The 16118-nt window shown below is 43.1% G+C and carries 15 protein-coding genes; 1 reads left to right on the forward strand and 14 read right to left on the reverse strand.

The annotated features are described in order from the left end of the window. Window positions 1–33: 33 nt before the first annotated feature. The 4 genes from psdB to psdR all read right to left on the reverse strand — a co-directional run bounded on the left by psdB (window position 34) and on the right by psdR (window position 4588). Window positions 34–1974: a lantibiotic ABC transporter permease PsdB gene (gene psdB / locus MKX71_RS17815; RefSeq protein WP_339231438.1), complete on the reverse strand. Its 1941-nt coding sequence runs from the start codon at window positions 1972–1974 to the stop codon at window positions 34–36. Beyond that, window positions 1949–2728, reverse strand: a complete 780-nt coding sequence (psdA, locus tag MKX71_RS17820; protein ID WP_339231439.1) for a lantibiotic ABC transporter ATP-binding protein PsdA — start codon at window positions 2726–2728, stop codon at window positions 1949–1951. The genes psdB and psdA overlap by 26 nt, the downstream gene beginning before the upstream one ends. Window positions 2729–2810: 82 nt before the next feature. Further along, complete coding sequence (gene psdS, locus MKX71_RS17825; protein WP_339231441.1) at window positions 2811–3881, reverse strand: two-component sensor histidine kinase PsdS; 1071 nt, start codon at window positions 3879–3881, stop codon at window positions 2811–2813. Further along, window positions 3875–4588, reverse strand: a complete 714-nt coding sequence (gene psdR, locus MKX71_RS17830) for a two-component system response regulator PsdR (protein ID WP_003244535.1) — start codon at window positions 4586–4588, stop codon at window positions 3875–3877. Before psdR ends, psdS begins: the two co-directional genes overlap by 7 nt. 146 nt (window positions 4589–4734) lie before the next feature. Between psdR and MKX71_RS17835 the strand changes: the two genes are divergently transcribed. Beyond that, on the forward strand, window positions 4735–4944 hold the full coding sequence (locus MKX71_RS17835) for a hypothetical protein (protein ID WP_029318346.1): 210 nt from the start codon (window positions 4735–4737) through the stop codon (window positions 4942–4944). A gap of 35 nt (window positions 4945–4979) precedes the next feature. Here MKX71_RS17835 and MKX71_RS17840 read toward each other — a convergent pair whose 3' ends face one another. The 10 genes from MKX71_RS17840 to bmrA all read right to left on the reverse strand — a co-directional run bounded on the left by MKX71_RS17840 (window position 4980) and on the right by bmrA (window position 15956). Then, entirely contained in the window at window positions 4980–5744 is a 765-nt protein-coding gene (locus tag MKX71_RS17840; RefSeq protein ID WP_015251150.1) for an arylamine N-acetyltransferase, read from the reverse strand. Beyond that, window positions 5745–6002, reverse strand: a complete 258-nt coding sequence (locus MKX71_RS17845; RefSeq protein WP_003219835.1) for an HPr family phosphocarrier protein — start codon at window positions 6000–6002, stop codon at window positions 5745–5747. Between the two features lie 23 nt (window positions 6003–6025). Then, complete coding sequence (gene whiA, locus MKX71_RS17850) at window positions 6026–6976, reverse strand: DNA-binding protein WhiA (RefSeq protein ID WP_003243775.1); 951 nt, start codon at window positions 6974–6976, stop codon at window positions 6026–6028. Between the two features lie 22 nt (window positions 6977–6998). Next, window positions 6999–7952 carry a gluconeogenesis morphogenetic factor gene (gene mgfK / locus MKX71_RS17855; protein WP_003244450.1) on the reverse strand — a complete coding sequence of 318 codons (954 nt, stop codon included), beginning with the start codon at window positions 7950–7952 and terminating at the stop codon, window positions 6999–7001. 1 nt (window position 7953) lies between these two features. Next, a complete protein-coding gene (gene rapZ, locus MKX71_RS17860; protein ID WP_003243903.1) occupies window positions 7954–8841 on the reverse strand; it encodes an RNase adapter RapZ in 888 nt (295 codons plus the stop codon). Between the two features lie 24 nt (window positions 8842–8865). Then, a complete protein-coding gene (locus tag MKX71_RS17865; RefSeq protein ID WP_010886622.1) occupies window positions 8866–9342 on the reverse strand; it encodes an 8-oxo-dGTP diphosphatase in 477 nt (158 codons plus the stop codon). A gap of 318 nt (window positions 9343–9660) precedes the next feature. Further along, entirely contained in the window at window positions 9661–10611 is a 951-nt protein-coding gene (gene trxB, locus MKX71_RS17870) for a thioredoxin-disulfide reductase (RefSeq protein WP_003228139.1), read from the reverse strand. Between the two features lie 205 nt (window positions 10612–10816). Continuing rightward, the gene (gene cwlO, locus MKX71_RS17875; protein WP_339231443.1) at window positions 10817–12226 is read right to left on the reverse strand and encodes a peptidoglycan DL-endopeptidase CwlO; all 1410 of its coding nucleotides are present in this window, start codon (window positions 12224–12226) and stop codon (window positions 10817–10819) included. A 380-nt stretch (window positions 12227–12606) separates the two neighbouring features. Continuing rightward, complete coding sequence (locus tag MKX71_RS17880; protein WP_339231444.1) at window positions 12607–14061, reverse strand: tetratricopeptide repeat protein; 1455 nt, start codon at window positions 14059–14061, stop codon at window positions 12607–12609. Between the two features lie 125 nt (window positions 14062–14186). Continuing rightward, window positions 14187–15956 (reverse strand): multidrug resistance ABC transporter ATP-binding protein/permease BmrA, encoded by a 1770-nt coding sequence (bmrA, locus tag MKX71_RS17885; protein ID WP_339231445.1) that lies wholly within the window; start codon window positions 15954–15956, stop codon window positions 14187–14189. Between the last annotated feature and the right edge of the window lie 162 nt (window positions 15957–16118).

A 16118-nucleotide genomic window follows, 5' to 3' on the forward strand; every position in this document is an offset into this window, starting at 1 on the left:
AAAATCCGGTCTGATAACAGACCGGATTTCATATTACATACGCTGAAGAACAGCACGCTTATAAATATGACGGGTAACGATATAATAAAGAGCCTGGAATACAAAATAAATGAAGATGACAATTACGGCCTCAAGAAATAAATTGGAATTCAGCATATTACTTAACGCTGCATACGCAAAGCCCGCGTGAATCGTACCTGCGATAAATGGGATGAAGAATAAAAATCCTATTTGCTTTCCAAGGATCGAGTGAATCTCTTTGTCCGTAACCCCTATCCTCTTTAACGCTAACACCTGCACTCTCGTATCTTCTATTTCCGTAAACATCCGCAAATACAGCATGCTTCCTTGCACGATAAAAAACAGCACGCTGACAAACAGACCAATAAACAGCATTAATGCAACTCCCTGCTTTACAATTTGATAACTGGGAGCACGTGTTTGAAAATCAGATGTATGTTCTTTCGGCACCATGTTTTCAAGCTTTTCAGAGACATCCACCGTCTCCTGCCAATGCTCAAGCTCATAACCTACCATTCTCATCTGTTCCTTCAGCGGCACATCCTGTAACAGACTGTCAAAGCTCTTTTCGCTGACAACCAATAAACGGCTGACTCCATCGACAGACATCAATATCCCTTTGTTTTGCTGCTTTTTCATGACGTAGGAAAGGGTTTTTCCTGACTTCATATGAAATGCTGCTGTTTCCCCTTCTCCAAATGTGTCTTTCACCATCATTTGAAAAGAAACATTAATAAATGCTTCATTTTCTTGTAAATGAATAACTGGGAACCCTTTTTCCTTTGCGACTTGATTATAGACTTTTTCTGAAATCAGCAGAGCTTCCGCTTCCATCTTCTTATTTCCATACGGCAAGTCTGATTGAAAAGTGACAGGAATCCCTGTGGCATCCACCTTATACTTGATAACAGCATGAGCTTTTTTCAATGTATTCTCAGCCGTCTCAGGCTTCATGACCTGAAAGCGGGAAGCATCCTTTTCCACCCAGGAAACAGACTGAGGAATGCTTTGCTCCTCCTGCCTTTGTAAACCGGAATAAAACATATAGATGACACCTGTAGCTGTTAGTATGACCGCTGTAATGACAGAGGTTAAAAACAGCATGCGTGCATGATCCTTCAGCCTGAATATCATGTTGGAACGCACAATGATATTTGTGCCTTTGTAGAAGCTGTGTTTCTTTCGGTACAGCATGCGGAAAAATGCCACACTGCTTTGGGTAAAAAAGAAATACGTGCCAATTAACACTAAAATCAAAATTGGAAAAACCCGAAACATCATGTCAATTGCATTGGCTGTTGCAGATAGATAATAACCGCTGCCAAGACATAGCAAAGACAATACAGTGAGCCATTTCGAATAAACTGGCAAACTTTTCGGCTTTTTGGCTGATTTAATCAGTTCAATGATTTCCAGCTTCCGAATCCGTCCCAGTGATAAAATGAGCAGCGTCTGAAACAGGATGAGAAAGCCGGCAATTGTCATCACAAACGCTTTCGGCACAATGGCAAACGAAATCGGCACCTTCACGCTGAGCATCCATGTCATGATCATAAAAAACAGTTTTGAAAATAACAGGCCTGCTCCAATGCCGGCCGCAATCGCCGCAAGAGAAATAAGTGACTGCTCATAATAAATCATCTTGCGAAGCTGCTGCTTTGATGTGCCAAACAGTGTCAGCAGCCCAAACTCTTTCTTTCTTGCCTGCAAAAACGCTGAATTGGAATATGTGATGAAAAATATACAAAACACAATGATGACGACAAGAGCTGCGCTCAAGCATGTTTTGACAAGGCTTCCTCCATATATATTGTCTTCATTGACATCAGGATGAAAAATAAATGATGTGAAGACAAAAAACACCGAAACGGCAAACACACAGCTTAAAAAGTAGGCCACATACCGTTGCAGATTCCCAAGAATGTTTTTACGGGCGATAGTTCTCAAATTCATGAAAATCGCCTCCCAACACACTCAAGGTATCCAATATACTTTGATAAAACACCTGCCTGTTTGTTCCTCTGTGAATCTCTGAAAAGAAACGTCCGTCTTTAATAAAAACAATTCGTTTACAGAAACTTGCTGCTGTGGCATCATGCGTAACCAACAGAATCGTCGCTTCCTTTTCCTCATTCAACTGAGCCAGTGTGTTCATCACTTGCTTTGCCGATTTTGAGTCGAGGTTTCCTGTCGGTTCATCGGCAAGGATGAGCGCCGGATTGTGAATAATCGCTCTGGCACAGGCTGCCCGCTGCTGCTGTCCGCCCGAAACCTCATATGTGCGATGATCGAGAATTTGCTTGATTTGCAGCGTATCCGCCAGTTCATCCAATCGGGCTTCCATTTCTCTCAGCTTTACCTTATCCAATGCGAGCGGCAAGAGAATATTTTCACGAATCGTCAGCGTATCAAGCAGATTAAAATCCTGAAAGACGAAGCCGAGTTCTCTTCTGCGAAACAAAGCCAGCTCTTGGTCCTTTAACGTTTTCGGCTGAATGCCGTTGATCATCATCTCGCCCTGGGTCGGCTTATCAATGGTAGCCAGCAAATTCAAAAGCGTGGTTTTTCCGCTTCCCGACGGCCCCATAATCCCGACAAATTCCCCTTTTGACACACTAAGATCAAAGGCGCTGAGCGCTTGGTATGATATTGTTCCTTTATTTGAATAGTACGTTTTCGATAGGTTCGTTGTTTGCAACACGTTCATGTTCTGCTCCTCCTTTTTCTTTATTATAAAAAGGAAGTCAGCATCCTCCCATCGAACTTTCTTGCAATTCCGCTCCCCAACCTTACAATGCTGTCACATTCACGAGGGTGTCACTTGAAAACACGATGGTCATCACAGTGCCAGCCCCTTCTTTTGATTCCGCATATAGCTTATGGCCGAGACGACTGCACACCTGTTTTGCTAAATAAAGGCCCATTCCAGTTGCCTCTTTCATGGTTCGTCCGTTTTCTCCGGTAAAAAACGCGTCAAAAATCCGCGGCAGATCCTGCGGCGGTATGCCGATTCCTTCGTCGGCAACCGACAATCGCGTCTCATGTCCCTGCGTTTCAATACGGATTGTAATAGGGTCTCCCACACCTTGCTTGGAATATTTTAAGGCGTTGAAAAAGATTTGCTCAACAACAAAGGAAAGCCACTTTTGATCACTGGAAATCTGAATGGCATTTGGCGGCACATGTAATGTTGGAAAAAGGCGCCGTTTAATAAACTGACGTTTTTCCTGATTGATCAGTGAACGAACCATTTCTGCCAAATCAAAGGTTTGCGGCTTTACATCAAATGCAAATTCCTCCAGCCGGGCCGTTTGCAGCATCATATCAAGACCGTGGCGAAATCTCTCATTCTCATCCTCCAGCTCCTCTAAAAACGTCGGAAAAGAGGATGAGGTTCCGTTTTTTCCTTCCTGAATCATTAAGGATATGACAGATACCGGTGTTTTCATATGGTGGACCCATTGGTTGGTGAAGGTGTAATGCTGTTTTTGCTGATTGATATATTGTGAGAGCCTGCTTTCGTATTGCTGCCCGAGTGCGTTGATCATCTTCGTCCAAAGCGCTTGCTCTCCTGTTCTTGGCTTTCTGGCTTTCAAAGACTGTCCGATGTCATTCGAAGAAGAGGCTTGTTCTGCAAGCTTTTTAACATATGTGAGAAAGGAAAATTGCCGAACATAATCAGCAGCAAAACCTGCGGCTAAAAGAGTACCGGGCAAAATCCATATGTACATCATATTTTCTTTGGAAGGTTCTGCGCCGCTCTCTACAATGCTTAAATACGCAATCAGCATGGCGGACCCTATCCCTAATAATGAAAATAGAATAATGGCTAAGCGGTCGATGAGATAAGTCTTTAACATTCCGCTTCATCCTTCCGATTGACTTGAAATTGATAACCTTGTCCTCTGATTGTGGAAATGCAATCTGTCAGTCCTGCATTCTCCAGTTTTCTCCGCAGCCGATTGACATTGACCGTTAACGTATTGTCATCGACAAAATCAACGTCATCCCATAACGCCTCCAATAGTTCATCACGAGAGACAATTTTTTTATGCTCCCTCACAAAAATCGAGAGAAGCTGGAATTCTTTTTGGGAAAACAAAATCCGGACGCTGTTCCATTCGGCCTCATTCTGATCAGGATAAATCGTCAGCCCGCCAAGCTCCACTATTCTAGATTCCTGCGGCAAAGAGGGCGAATATTCACCATATGTGCGGCGCAGGACGCTTTTGATTTTGGCCATCACTACCTCTAGATGGAACGGCTTTGTGATATAATCATCGCCGCCATTTTCAATCGCCATTACCTGATTCAGCTCATCGGTCCGTGCCGATATAAAGATAATCGGCGCATTGGAAATGGTACGGATTTGCCTGCACCAATAAAACCCGTCAAAAAAAGGCAGGTTGATATCAAGCAGCACAAGATCAGGCTTCATTTCTGCAAATTCCAATTTTATATCATTCAGCTGTTCAGCAATTTTCACTTCATATCCGTATTTTTGAAGATGACCGCCCAGCAAAGAAGCAATCCGCTCATCATCTTCCACAAGCAAAATCCGATACACGTTGATCCCCCTTATATGTACATCACGATGATTTTTCTAGAAGATTCCAAAATTATTATAGCATGTGCGGAATAGTAAATCGGACTTTTTCTTTTTGTTATAATAGAATGACAAAGGTAAAATTTTCATAATAGGCAGGTGTCGTGATGAAGAAAATCATGCTGTTTCTGGCAATGACGTCAATTCTTTCAGCATGTCAGCCCAACTATACCGGGAAATACATAGAAATTGGGGATACACTAACTGAATATGAAAAAGAGTGTTTTAAAGAGAATGAAATTCCTTATAAATACGAAAAGGGAAAACTGTATATCCCAGAAGATGCATTTGATACAGCAATCTACACTTGTTCATAAGAAAAAGCTTGCAGATAACCTGCAAGCTTTTCACGTTACAAAAAATGAGTATTTAATTTCTCTTCAAATTCTGAAGGGCCAATGTCACTTTTTTGAATGTCACTGCCGTTTTCATGAATCGTAAAATGGCGCTCTGACATGACCATCCTTCCGCTCGGCGTCAGCTTTGAGGCAAGCGGGGATTTGTTAAAAGGAGATTTTTCATGAGAGTGAATGATGTCCTTCATGTTATCTAAATCACCGAGATCACTCTCTTCAAGAGTAAAGGCGTACCCGATTTGCCAGCCTTCTCCCTTGTCCATCAGCAGAACATGGCTGCCCTTTTCTGTCTCTTCTCTTTTGATTCGGAATGACCCGACTGGTGACTGTACCGTTTCTCCGGAAAGCGGTATCGGCTGGAGCGCCAGGTTGATGCCGAAGCCGATATCAACGAGGTAATCGCCGTTTTCCGCAGACAGCCATACAGCAGCATGCGTCCCTTCTAGTGCCCATCCCTCTTGATCGCCTGCATAAACCGTTCCTCGAATGAGCTTCACATGAAACCCAGCCTCACGCAAGACAAAATAAAGAAAACCATTTAAATCGTAGCATAGGCCGCCGTGCTGATCTTTGAGCAGACGTCGCCATAGCTCTTCTTTTGTGATCTTATAATTCTCTTTTGCAAGTACGGCACGGTTTTCGAATGGAAAACGGTATGCCATTGCTTTAAGAAAAAGGGGAAGATCGCCGAAGCTGACATGGTCTTTCTCCCAGCCGATTTTCTGAAAGCAGTCTTTTAGAAAGTCACTCATTTTTATCACCTAAACTTCTTCTTGAACGTAAGCAGCCAGCTTCTCCAGCGCCTCTTGTTCATCTTCTCCCTGGGCAATCAAGGTAACCTCAGTGCCTGTGCTTACCGCAAGGCTCATCAGCCCCATGATGCTTTTGGCGTTTACTTTTTTCCCATCCTTCTCAAGAAACACATCTGACGTAAACCGGTTTGCTTCTTGTACAAACAAAGCAGCAGGACGTGCTTGCAGTCCTGTCTTTAATCGAACTTCCACTTTCTGTTGAACCATAAGATCTCCCCTTTTCTTTACGGTTATTTTAAAGTGACGGTTTGCCCTGTCCGCAGCTGTTCTGCGATTTCGTCAAGTTTTCTCAGCCTGTGATTGATCCCTGATTTGCTGATTTTCCCGCTTGCTACCATTTCCCCTAGCTCTTTCAGCGTCACTTCCTGATAATCAATCCGCAGCTGCGCAATTTCCCGAAGTTTTTCAGGCAGCGCCTCCAGGCCGATTCTTTCATCGATGTATTTAATATTTTCCACCTGTCTCAGCGATGCGCCGATCGTTTTGTTTAAGTTGGCTGTTTCACAATTGACGAGGCGGTTGACCGAATTTCTCATGTCCCGAACGATTCTGACATCCTCAAATCGCAGAAGCGAATTGTGAGCGCCAATTACGTTAAGAAACTCTGTAATCTTTTCAGCCTCTTTTAAATAGGTAATATAGCCTTTTTTCCGTTCGAGCGTTTTGCTGTTTAACTGAAACTCATTTAACAGGTCACATAATGAATCGTTATGCTCCTTATAAAGAGAGAAGATTTCTAAATGATACGAGGAGGTTTCCGGGTTATTGACCGAACCTCCTGCCAAAAATGCTCCTCTCATATAAGAACGCTTGCAGCATCTCTTTTTGACCAGCTCTTTCGAAATACTTCGTTCAAACACAAAATTCTCCCCGAGTATTTTTAAATCCTCTAAGATCGCTTTTGCATTTTCTGAAAAACGCACAATATAGACGTTATTCTTTTTCAGCCGCATTTTCTTTCTGACCAGCAGCTCGACCGACACATCATATTGTTTTTTCAGCAATGTATAGATGCGGCGGGCAATCGCCGCGTTTTCAGTTTGAACATCGAGTACGAGATGGCGGTTTGTAAATGATAAAGCTCCATTCATCCGAATGAGTGCAGACAACTCGGCATTAATGCAGCAGTCCTTCACTTCCAGATTCGTTAATTCTTTTTTTGTTTCTGATGCAAATGACATATAGCCACCTCATTTCAAGGCTTCATTCTTTCAGTAAATCAACAAGAAGAGAGGCCACTTTATGTGTATCGTGACGTATTACGTCATTTTTATACGTTACAATTTGATCTCTGATGACTTCAAGCCCCATCGCTTTCAGCTCTTCAATATCAAAATCAACAGGACGCGCCGATTCCATTTCGTACTTACGCTTTATTTCGTCGGGAATGTCTTCACTGTTTACTAATATCGTATCAATAAAACCACAGCCCATATGCTGATTGAGCGCTTTCACATGATCAGCAGCGGTGTAATGGAGCGTTTCGCCGGGCTGAGTCATCACGTTGCAAATGTATACTTTTTTCGCCGGCGCCTTTATCACTTCTTCCCCGATTTTTGGGACGAGCAAATTGGGCAGAATGCTTGTATAGAGACTTCCCGGGCCGATAATAATCAAATCCGCTTCCCTGATCACGTCTATTGTTTCCGGCAGCGGATCAATCTGTTCAGGCGTGAGAAAAACACGCTTAATGCGCTGTCCGTATTCTGGAATCGTTGACTCGCCTGAGACCACGCGGCCGTCTTCCATCTCAGCATGCAAAACGACACTGGCATTGGCAGCCGGCAAAACCTTTCCTCTTACATTCAGCACCTTGCTCATTTCAGTGACAGCGTGAAAAAAATCACCGGTTATATTTGTCATCGCTGCCAAAATCAAATTCCCGAGAGAATGGCCTGTTAAGTCATTCCCTTTATTGAAGCGGTGCTGAAAAAGATCTTCAACAAGCGGCTCCACATCGGATAAAGCGGCAAGCACATTTCTGATGTCTCCGGGAGGCGGAATTTTCAGTTCATTCCGCAGACGGCCAGAGCTTCCCCCATCATCGGCAACTGTTACAATGGCCGTGATGTCAACAGGTTTATGCTTTAGGCCCCGAAGCAATACAGAAAGACCTGTACCGCCGCCAAAGATTGCAATTTTCGGCTTTTGTCCCATCTTATTTCCGGCTTCTCTTTTCAATGTCCCGGTGAGTAACATGAGTATAGTAATCCTTTTTGAAATAATCAGCTAAATTCTCGGCTAATGTCACAGAGCGGTGCTGGCCCCCTGTGCAGCCGATCGCAATGACAACCTGGCTTTTTCCTTCTCTTTTATAAGATGGAAGCATAAAGCTCAGCAGATCAATTAATTTCTCATTGAACTTTTGTGTTTCATTCCACTTCATGACGTAAGAGGAAACCTCTTTATCCTTGCCAGTCAGCGGCCGCATGCTTTCGATATAGTACGGATTCGGCAAAAATCTGACATCAAAGACGAGATCTGCATCAATTGGAATACCGTATTTAAAACCAAATGACATGACATTTACGGTAAATGTCTCTCCTTGGTTTGTCGCAAAGTGCTTCACGATTTTTTCACGCAAATCACGCGGCTTCATGTCAGACGTATCGTAAATGATTTGAGAGCGGCCTTTTAATTCCTCAAGCAGCTCTCGTTCCAGCGCGATGCCTTCAAGCGGCAGGCCAGTCGCTGCCAGCGGATGCGAGCGTCTCGTTTCTTTATATCTTGTGACGAGAATGGAATCCTTCGCGTCCAGGAATAAAATTCGCGGTGTGATCCACGGATTTTCGGCCATTTCATCCAGCGCTTCAATCAGCCGGTCAAAAAATTCGCGGCCGCGCAAATCCATCACAAGCGCAACTTTGCTCATTTTAGAATTTGATTCCTTCATCAGCTCTAAAAACTTCGGAAGCAATGAAGGCGGAAGATTATCGACGCAGAAATAGCCGAGATCTTCAAAGCTTTGGATCGCGACAGTTTTCCCCGCTCCCGACATTCCGGTTATAATGACAAGCTGAATATCATGTGATTCACTAACACTCATCTTTCTCCCCCCTGACTTGTCTTTCTATTTGATGTGCTGCGGGTCTAAACGATAACTGAGCAGCTCAAATTCCGGTGTATACGTAAATGTGCCGTGCAGCAGCCCTTGTCCCTTCATCATAAAATCAAGGATATGGCCGTCTCCAGGGGCCATAGGCAGGTTCTGAATGTCATTGACATCGTGCCACTGCAGTTTGCCTTCCTCTGATTCTGATACATTTTGTCCTGTATAAGAATCCGCGACAAACGTAAACATCATCCACTCGGAGACAATGTGGTCACCGTCTTTAATAATAAAGGTAAAAACGCCTTTTAATTGAGGATTTATGATATAGATACCAGTCTCTTCTCTGTACTCTCTGATGACGGAGTCTCTGACTGATTCTCCGCTTTCCATCTTGCCTCCCGGCGCGACCCACCATCCGCGTCTCGGCTTTTGAAGCAGAAGAACTTTGTCATCCGTCTGAAGCACACAATTTGTCACTCTTTGCAAGTACGTCACCTAACCTTCGTCCTGTCATCGTCTCTTTATTATACCGCTTCAAGATGCCTCCCACAATGAAGAGACATTGACAATCTTTTCTTCTATTTTACAGCATATTCATTCCTTAATTCAGATGATTTTGCTGTAACTGGCATTCATCTTTTATTTATGGACAAAAAAAGGACACGGATAACTGGAGAATCCGTGCCAAAAAAGTGTATTCATTATAAAAAGGGGGTCAATTACTTTATTAATCATAACCGAAAAGCATTACACATGTGTTACAGCGGAATTAAAACCCAGTAACGTAATGTGAAACTCGTATGACAGCCCTTTTTATTTTAAGGTTTTCAGCGTTTCTTGAAGCTCTTCAACATAATGCTGTACGCTTTGCGCCGCAATACTTCCGTCTCCTGTAGCCGTTACGATTTGGCGCAGTGATTTTTCGCGAATGTCTCCGGCAGCGAAAATTCCTTCAACCTTTGTCTCCATGCGGTCATTTGTTTCGATGTAGCCTTCTTCATTCGTAATGCCCAGATTCTCAAACGGTTTAGACAGAGGAAGCATGCCGATGTAAATGAATACGCCGTCTGTTTTGAATTCACTTTCTTCACCGGTTACCGTATCGACAAGCGTTACGTTACCGACTTTGCCGTTTTCCTCATGAATTTCCTTCACGGTTTTGTTCCATAGGAAGTCAACTTTTTCATTATCAAATGCTCTCGCTTGAAGAATACTTTGAGCACGGAGTTTATCACGTCTGTGAACAATCGTTACTTTTGAAGCGAAACGAGTCAGATATACGCCTTCTTCAACCGCGGAATCTCCGCCGCCAACAACGACTAGTTCTTTGCCTTTAAAGAAAGCGCCGTCACATACTGCACAATAAGATACACCGCGGCCGCCCAATTCTTTTTCGCCAGGCACGCCGATTTTTTTATATTCCGCACCAGCAGCAATGATGACAGCACGGGCTTTATATTCCTTTGAACCGGCTTTGACTACTTTATACTCTTTGCCGTCAACGACTTCTTTAATATCGCCATAAGCGTATTCAGCGCCGAACTTTTTCGCATGTTCAAACATTTTGTTAGAAAGCTCAGGCCCAAGGATACTTTCGAATCCAGGATAGTTTTCTACATCTTCCGTATTGGCCATTTGTCCGCCAGGAATTCCTCTTTCAATCATTAATGTCGATAAATTCGCTCTTGATGTGTATACAGCGGCCGTCATCCCAGCAGGGCCCGCGCCGATTATAATCACGTCATAAATTTTTTCTTCTGACACACTATTCACTCCTTAAACCATCTTTTCAAGTTTGGGCTCTTTCTTATAAGATAAGAATCCCCATCAAACGTATTCCTTACCCATATCCTATAAAATCTCATGGTGATACGCTATTTTTTTGCTCAACACGATTAAATGTATTCGAAAAGGGTATATGTTAATAAAGAAAGAGCCTTCTGTTTATAGAAGGCCCTTGTCATATTTATTATTGAACAACACGTCTTACAACGCCTTTAAATGCTTTTTTCCAGTAAGGATTGCTCATAGAGTCAACAGATACGCCATGAGATGTATTGTCGTTTAGGAAAGTACCGTTTCCTAAGTAGATTCCTACGTGTCCATTTGTTTTGTAAGTGTCAAAGAACACAAGGTCTCCGCGTTTCATTTCAGACGCGCTGACAGCTTGTCCTCTGCCAACTAACGTATCAGTAGTTGTTCCGCCTACAGGCCCAAGGTTAACACCTGCAGAAGCGTATGCCCAGCGTACGAATGATGAGCAGTCAAAAATACGGTTGTTGATATCAGATTGGCTGCGTCCGCCGCCAAACTTGTACGGAGATTGTCCTACAATGCTTGAACCAACGCTGATCGCGCCTTCAATTCCGCCAGAGTTGCTGATAACAGTTCCGCCTGAATTGCTGTTTGAGCCGCTGCTCTTCTTAGAAGATGAGCCGTTTGACGAACTGTTTGATGAACTGTTAGAAGAATTGTCTGAAGAATCATCAGATGAGCTTGCTTTTGCTGATTCAGTTGTCGCCGTTTGACTGTCATCTGTTTGTGTTTCATCAGATGCTTTTTGTGCTTCTTCCTGCTTTTTGATCAAAGCAGCCGCTGCTTCTTGTTCTTTTTTGATGCGTGCTTGTTCAGCTTCAGTATTTGCTTTTTGATTTGCAAGTTCAGACGCCTCTGATTTTAATTCAGAAATCGCTTTAGCCGTTTTCTTTTGGCTTGCTTTTGCTTCGTCGAAAAGCTTGTCTTTTTCATTAAGCTGTTTATCAAGGTCTTTTTGCATTGTTTCTAATTTAGCCAATGCAGCTTGAACTTCTTTCAGCTTGTCATTCAAATCCGCTTCAGAAGCTTCGAGCTTCGCTTTATCCTGCTCTTGCTGTTTGATTAAATCTTTGTCTGCGTCCACAATAGATGAAACCGCAGTCGCACGAGAGATAAAGTCACCAAAGCTTGTTGATCCTAAAAGAACATCTATGTATCCTTGAGATCCGCCGCTTTCCTGTAAAGAACGAACGCGTTTTTTCAGGATTTCATTGCGTTTTTCGATGCGTGCTTCAGTTTCTTTAATCTCTTTTTTCAGTTTTTTGATTTCTTCTTTTGTTTTATCATTTTCTTCTTTTTTATCTTCGATCTTGTTGCTTGTATCAAGCGCCTTAGCGTTAATGTCTTTCAGTTCTTTTTCAATCTTTGATTGATTTTCCTGAAGCTCAGTTAATTCTTTTTCCTTCGCTTCAATGCTGGAAGCAACCTCAGATTGCTTGCTTTCGATTTTTTGTTTCTTTTCATCTAATGTTTCCGCCGATGCAGTTTTACTTGTAAATGGGATCAAAAAACTGCTTGTCCCGATGACGGAAGCCAAACCAAGTGTAATTAAACTCTTTCTCACTTTTTATATCCTCCCTTTTACTGTGAACCTGTCCTCATTTGGAATCGTATTTTGAACATCAAGTTTCGTTCCTCATACTCTACGAGGAATGATGGTTGTTTATGGTTAATTATTCTGTGCATCTCTTATTCTGGTTGTATAGCGTTTATTTCACATCATATGTAAAAAACACTAATTCCTTATGTACGAGAATCATTATACCATCAAGTTTCGACAAATTAGCGATAAATTTTATTACATTTATGTTTCAAACAGATGTCAAGTCACACATCATTTGTCATTTTTCTTAAGCGTGCAAAAAAACTGTCGATATTATTTTCTCAATATAATCTATCTAACAAAAAAAGAGTCGATTAAATAAATCGACTCTTTAAAATTTACTATTCTAGAATATCATCAATATATTTCATATATTTCGTCAACGTTGCCGGAGAGATGCCGAATCGGGCCGCTGTGTCTTTTTTCGTGTCTTGCTTGCCATGGGCTTCTTTCCAAATATAACAGATGGCTGCTGCCCAGCCTTTCTCATTCTTCAGCGGAGCAGCTGCACGAATTTGCTGGATGACATGGAAAACCCAGCAGCTCATGACTTCTGTTTTCATCTCTTCTTTTTCAGCTTGCTCTAATAATTTGACCGTTTGATAAGCGAAAAGTGCATCCTCTGAAACGTCAGCAGCAGCAGAATCTCCATTCAGAAGCAGCTTTACAAAATGATTTTCAAAAGGAGCGGTAATTCTCTTTGAGCGTATCACCGCTTCAAGATGCTCTGTTTCTCCCTTTGTGCTGCTGATATAATAGGCTGCGAGACGCTGCTCCACAGATGAAGGAAGAGCTTCCCTCCGCTCTATCCAAGGCGCCGGGCGGTCTTCGCCGGGATATTGCGACTCGACTTTTCTCCAGATTGTCTCGGCAAATTCGGTATGTCCCGTAAAATAAGCAGAGCATGAAAGCCAGTAAAAGAAGGTGTCGTCCCCTTCAAAGCCGGTTTTATATAATAATTTGAGCCATTTATATCCGATCTCGTAGCGGCCGACAAGCGCCAAAGTAGCACCCAATTTATAACGCTGCTCCATTAGCATCGGATAGACATTGGAGAGCTGATCACTCAATTCCGCCACTTTTTCGTCTTCTCTTTCATAATAGTAGAAAACGAGAAGATTGCATAAGGCGTGAAGATTTCCTTCATTATGAGAAAGCACTTCATAAGCGGTTTGCTTCGCTTTTACAACGTTTCCTGAATAGAAATAGGCAAGCGCGAGATTGTTGTATGCTGACCAAAGCTCCGGATATTCAGCTGTGATTTCCTCAAGCGCCGCAACCGCTTCAGCAAGCTGGCCGCTTTCCAGCAATGACTTTGCCCGATCCTGTTTCACCAGCAGTTCATCCTGATCATACAACGAATCCTCAATGCCGTCGTCTCCTAAATCGAGCAAATCAAGCAGACTATCGTTTTCTTCGGCGAATTCACCATCCGGGTCCGCATCAGAATAAGCGGCCGCTTCTTTATAAGCTTCCTGGAAGAGCCCCAGATGGGCAAAGTTATTCGCTTTAAAGTAATGGCACTCCGGCATTTCGGCCTCCAGATTTGCCATGATATAGTCAAGAAGATCGTTCGACTCTTGATACTGGCCCATTTCCGAATAAATGACCGCAAGCTGTGAAAGCATCTCTGAATCCTCCGGCTCCAAATGAACCGCGCGCTGAATCAGTTTGCTTGCCCGTTTTAGATTGCGCTCTTTATACGCTTTCAAGCCTTTATGAAAAAAATATTGTCCATCTTGAAGCAGCTGGACAATTTGTGCGTGATTTTTATGTTCAGAAGTGTGTTTTCCCACAACTACCCTCCGTTTTATACAATATTACCGTCAGTAGTATACCATAAATCGTAAGCCCCTCAATAGTTCAAAAGGAAGGATTGGGAAAATCCCTCCTCTTTTTTATTGGCTGATTCGACCAAAATTTACCCGGCTTTGTTTTCTAAGTCTGCATTCATTTTCAGCTGCTGTTCAGCAAAATCCCGATAAAGGCCATGGGAAGCCATTAACTCATGGTGTGTTCCACGACCGGTAATTTCCCCTTTTTCAACAAACAAAAGCTGGTCCGCATCTACAACGGTAGATAGGCGGTGAGCGATCACAATCGTTGTGCGGCCCTCCATCAGCACCTCCAGCGCCTGCTGAACTGATTTTTCAGATTGGCTGTCGAGACTTGAGGTAGCTTCATCGAGCATAAGAATGCTTGGGTTACGGAGAAGCGCTCTCGCAATCGCAATTCTTTGCCTTTGTCCGCCTGACAGCATAATGCCGCGTTCGCCCACTTCTGTATCAAACTGATTCGGCAGCTCCTTTATAAAATTGAGCGCATATGCCATCTCCGCGGCTTTTTCGATCTCAGCATCCGTCACATCTCGTTCTAACCCGTAGCAAATATTTTCTCTGATTGTCCCGGACATTAACGGGCTTTCCTGCGATACATACCCGATGTGCTCCCGCCACGATTCAAGCGAATAAGTATCAATCGGCTCGTCCCCCAGCCGAATGGACCCTGCAGTCGGAGAATAAAAACGTTCAAGCAGCTTAAACAGCGTCGTTTTCCCCCCGCCGCTCGGACCGACAATCGCTGTGACTTTACCTGCTTCAATGACAGCGCTGACCTCTTTTAAGATCAGCTGATCAGGCTTATATCCAAAAGACACGCAATCCAGCTGGATAGGGAGATGCGCATTTTCAATTTGTTTTCCTGTCACTGTATCTTCCTCTTCCTCTGCTAAAATCTCAATCATTCGTTCTGTTGCACCGATTGATTTTTGCAGCTGTGTGAAAAACGTTGTAATCTGGCCCATCGGCATAATAATTTGAAACAAATATAAAATAAAAGCCACTAGCGCTCCGGCTGTGAGCTCGCCTGATGAGACCTGCATGCCGCCATATCCGATCACTGCGACAAGCGCTGCCATTAACACGAGTGAAATAAGCGGGCCGACAAGCGATTGAACCTTGGCTTCACGAACGCCAAGCTTAAATAATGAGGAAATCCCCATCTTCCCGCGCCCATATTCGACATCCTCCGCATTTGAAGCCTTAACAAGTCTGATTTCCGGGAGAATTTGATTCAGCAGTCCTGTAAAACGAGCCGTTTCATCTTGCGTTTCCCGTGAAATGGAGAACATTTTCCGTCCAATCGGCACCAAAATAAGAGCGGCCAGCGGAACGACCACTAACACAAGCAGTGTCAGCTTCCAGTTCATAATAAACAAGATTGTCAATGATCCAATGACAGAAATGATGCCTGTAATAAATCCGCTGATATGGGTTGTAATCAATTCTTTGACCACCATCGTATCGTTCGTTACACGGCTGACTGTTTCTCCGGAAGCATTTGTATCGAAATAAGAGACAGGAAGCTTAATTAATTTCTTCCATAATAACTCCCGCAGCCCGGAAATGATTTTTTGTCCATTATAGTTAAGCGCATAGGTGGCATAAGCGCTTAAACCCGCCTGAACGAAAAACACAAGCGCGATCAAACCGATTTGCGTGCCTGACAGATTTGACATAGAAAAACCATCGACAAGCTGCTTCGTTAATAATGGAATGAGCAGGCTGACCAGCGTGGTTACTACACTGAGGGCAAGCGCAAAGGCGAGCTTTCCATAAGAAGGATTGGTCCGTCTTACTAAGGCAAAAAAGGGTTTCAATTTACTTTTAGATTTTTGTTTCTTGGTTGGCATATATTTTCCTCCTGTTTCAGCGTTCAGAAAGGTGAAAAGTCATAGCAAAAGGATGATTTTTACTCTTTCTCAATCATATCAATGGAGAAAGACTTTTTCAGTATATTTTTGCCGTGATCAAAATAAAAATCTCCCACTCATTGTTTGAATAGGAGATTTTTA

The organism is Bacillus sp. FSL M8-0071, from assembly GCF_037975455.1.
In the GTDB taxonomy this organism is placed as follows: Bacteria; Bacillota; Bacilli; order Bacillales; family Bacillaceae; genus Bacillus; species Bacillus subtilis.

Bases quoted from the DNA above. Each gene is read 5' to 3' on its own strand.
- rapZ (WP_003243903.1), bottom strand. From the start codon at position 8,841: ATGAGTGTTAGTGAATCACATGATATTCAGCTTGTCATTATAACCGGA.
- whiA (WP_003243775.1), bottom strand. From the start codon at position 6,976: ATGTCATTTGCATCAGAAACAAAAAAAGAATTAACGAATCTGGAAGTG.
- psdS (WP_339231441.1), bottom strand. From the start codon at position 3,881: ATGTTAAAGACTTATCTCATCGACCGCTTAGCCATTATTCTATTTTCA.
- MKX71_RS17845 (WP_003219835.1), bottom strand. From the start codon at position 6,002: ATGGTTCAACAGAAAGTGGAAGTTCGATTAAAGACAGGACTGCAAGCA.
- mgfK (WP_003244450.1), bottom strand. From the start codon at position 7,952: ATGGGACAAAAGCCGAAAATTGCAATCTTTGGCGGCGGTACAGGTCTT.
- psdB (WP_339231438.1), bottom strand. From the start codon at position 1,974: ATGAATTTGAGAACTATCGCCCGTAAAAACATTCTTGGGAATCTGCAA.
- MKX71_RS17835 (WP_029318346.1), top strand. From the start codon at position 4,735: ATGAAGAAAATCATGCTGTTTCTGGCAATGACGTCAATTCTTTCAGCA.
- psdA (WP_339231439.1), bottom strand. From the start codon at position 2,728: ATGAACGTGTTGCAAACAACGAACCTATCGAAAACGTACTATTCAAAT.
- bmrA (WP_339231445.1), bottom strand. From the start codon at position 15,956: ATGCCAACCAAGAAACAAAAATCTAAAAGTAAATTGAAACCCTTTTTT.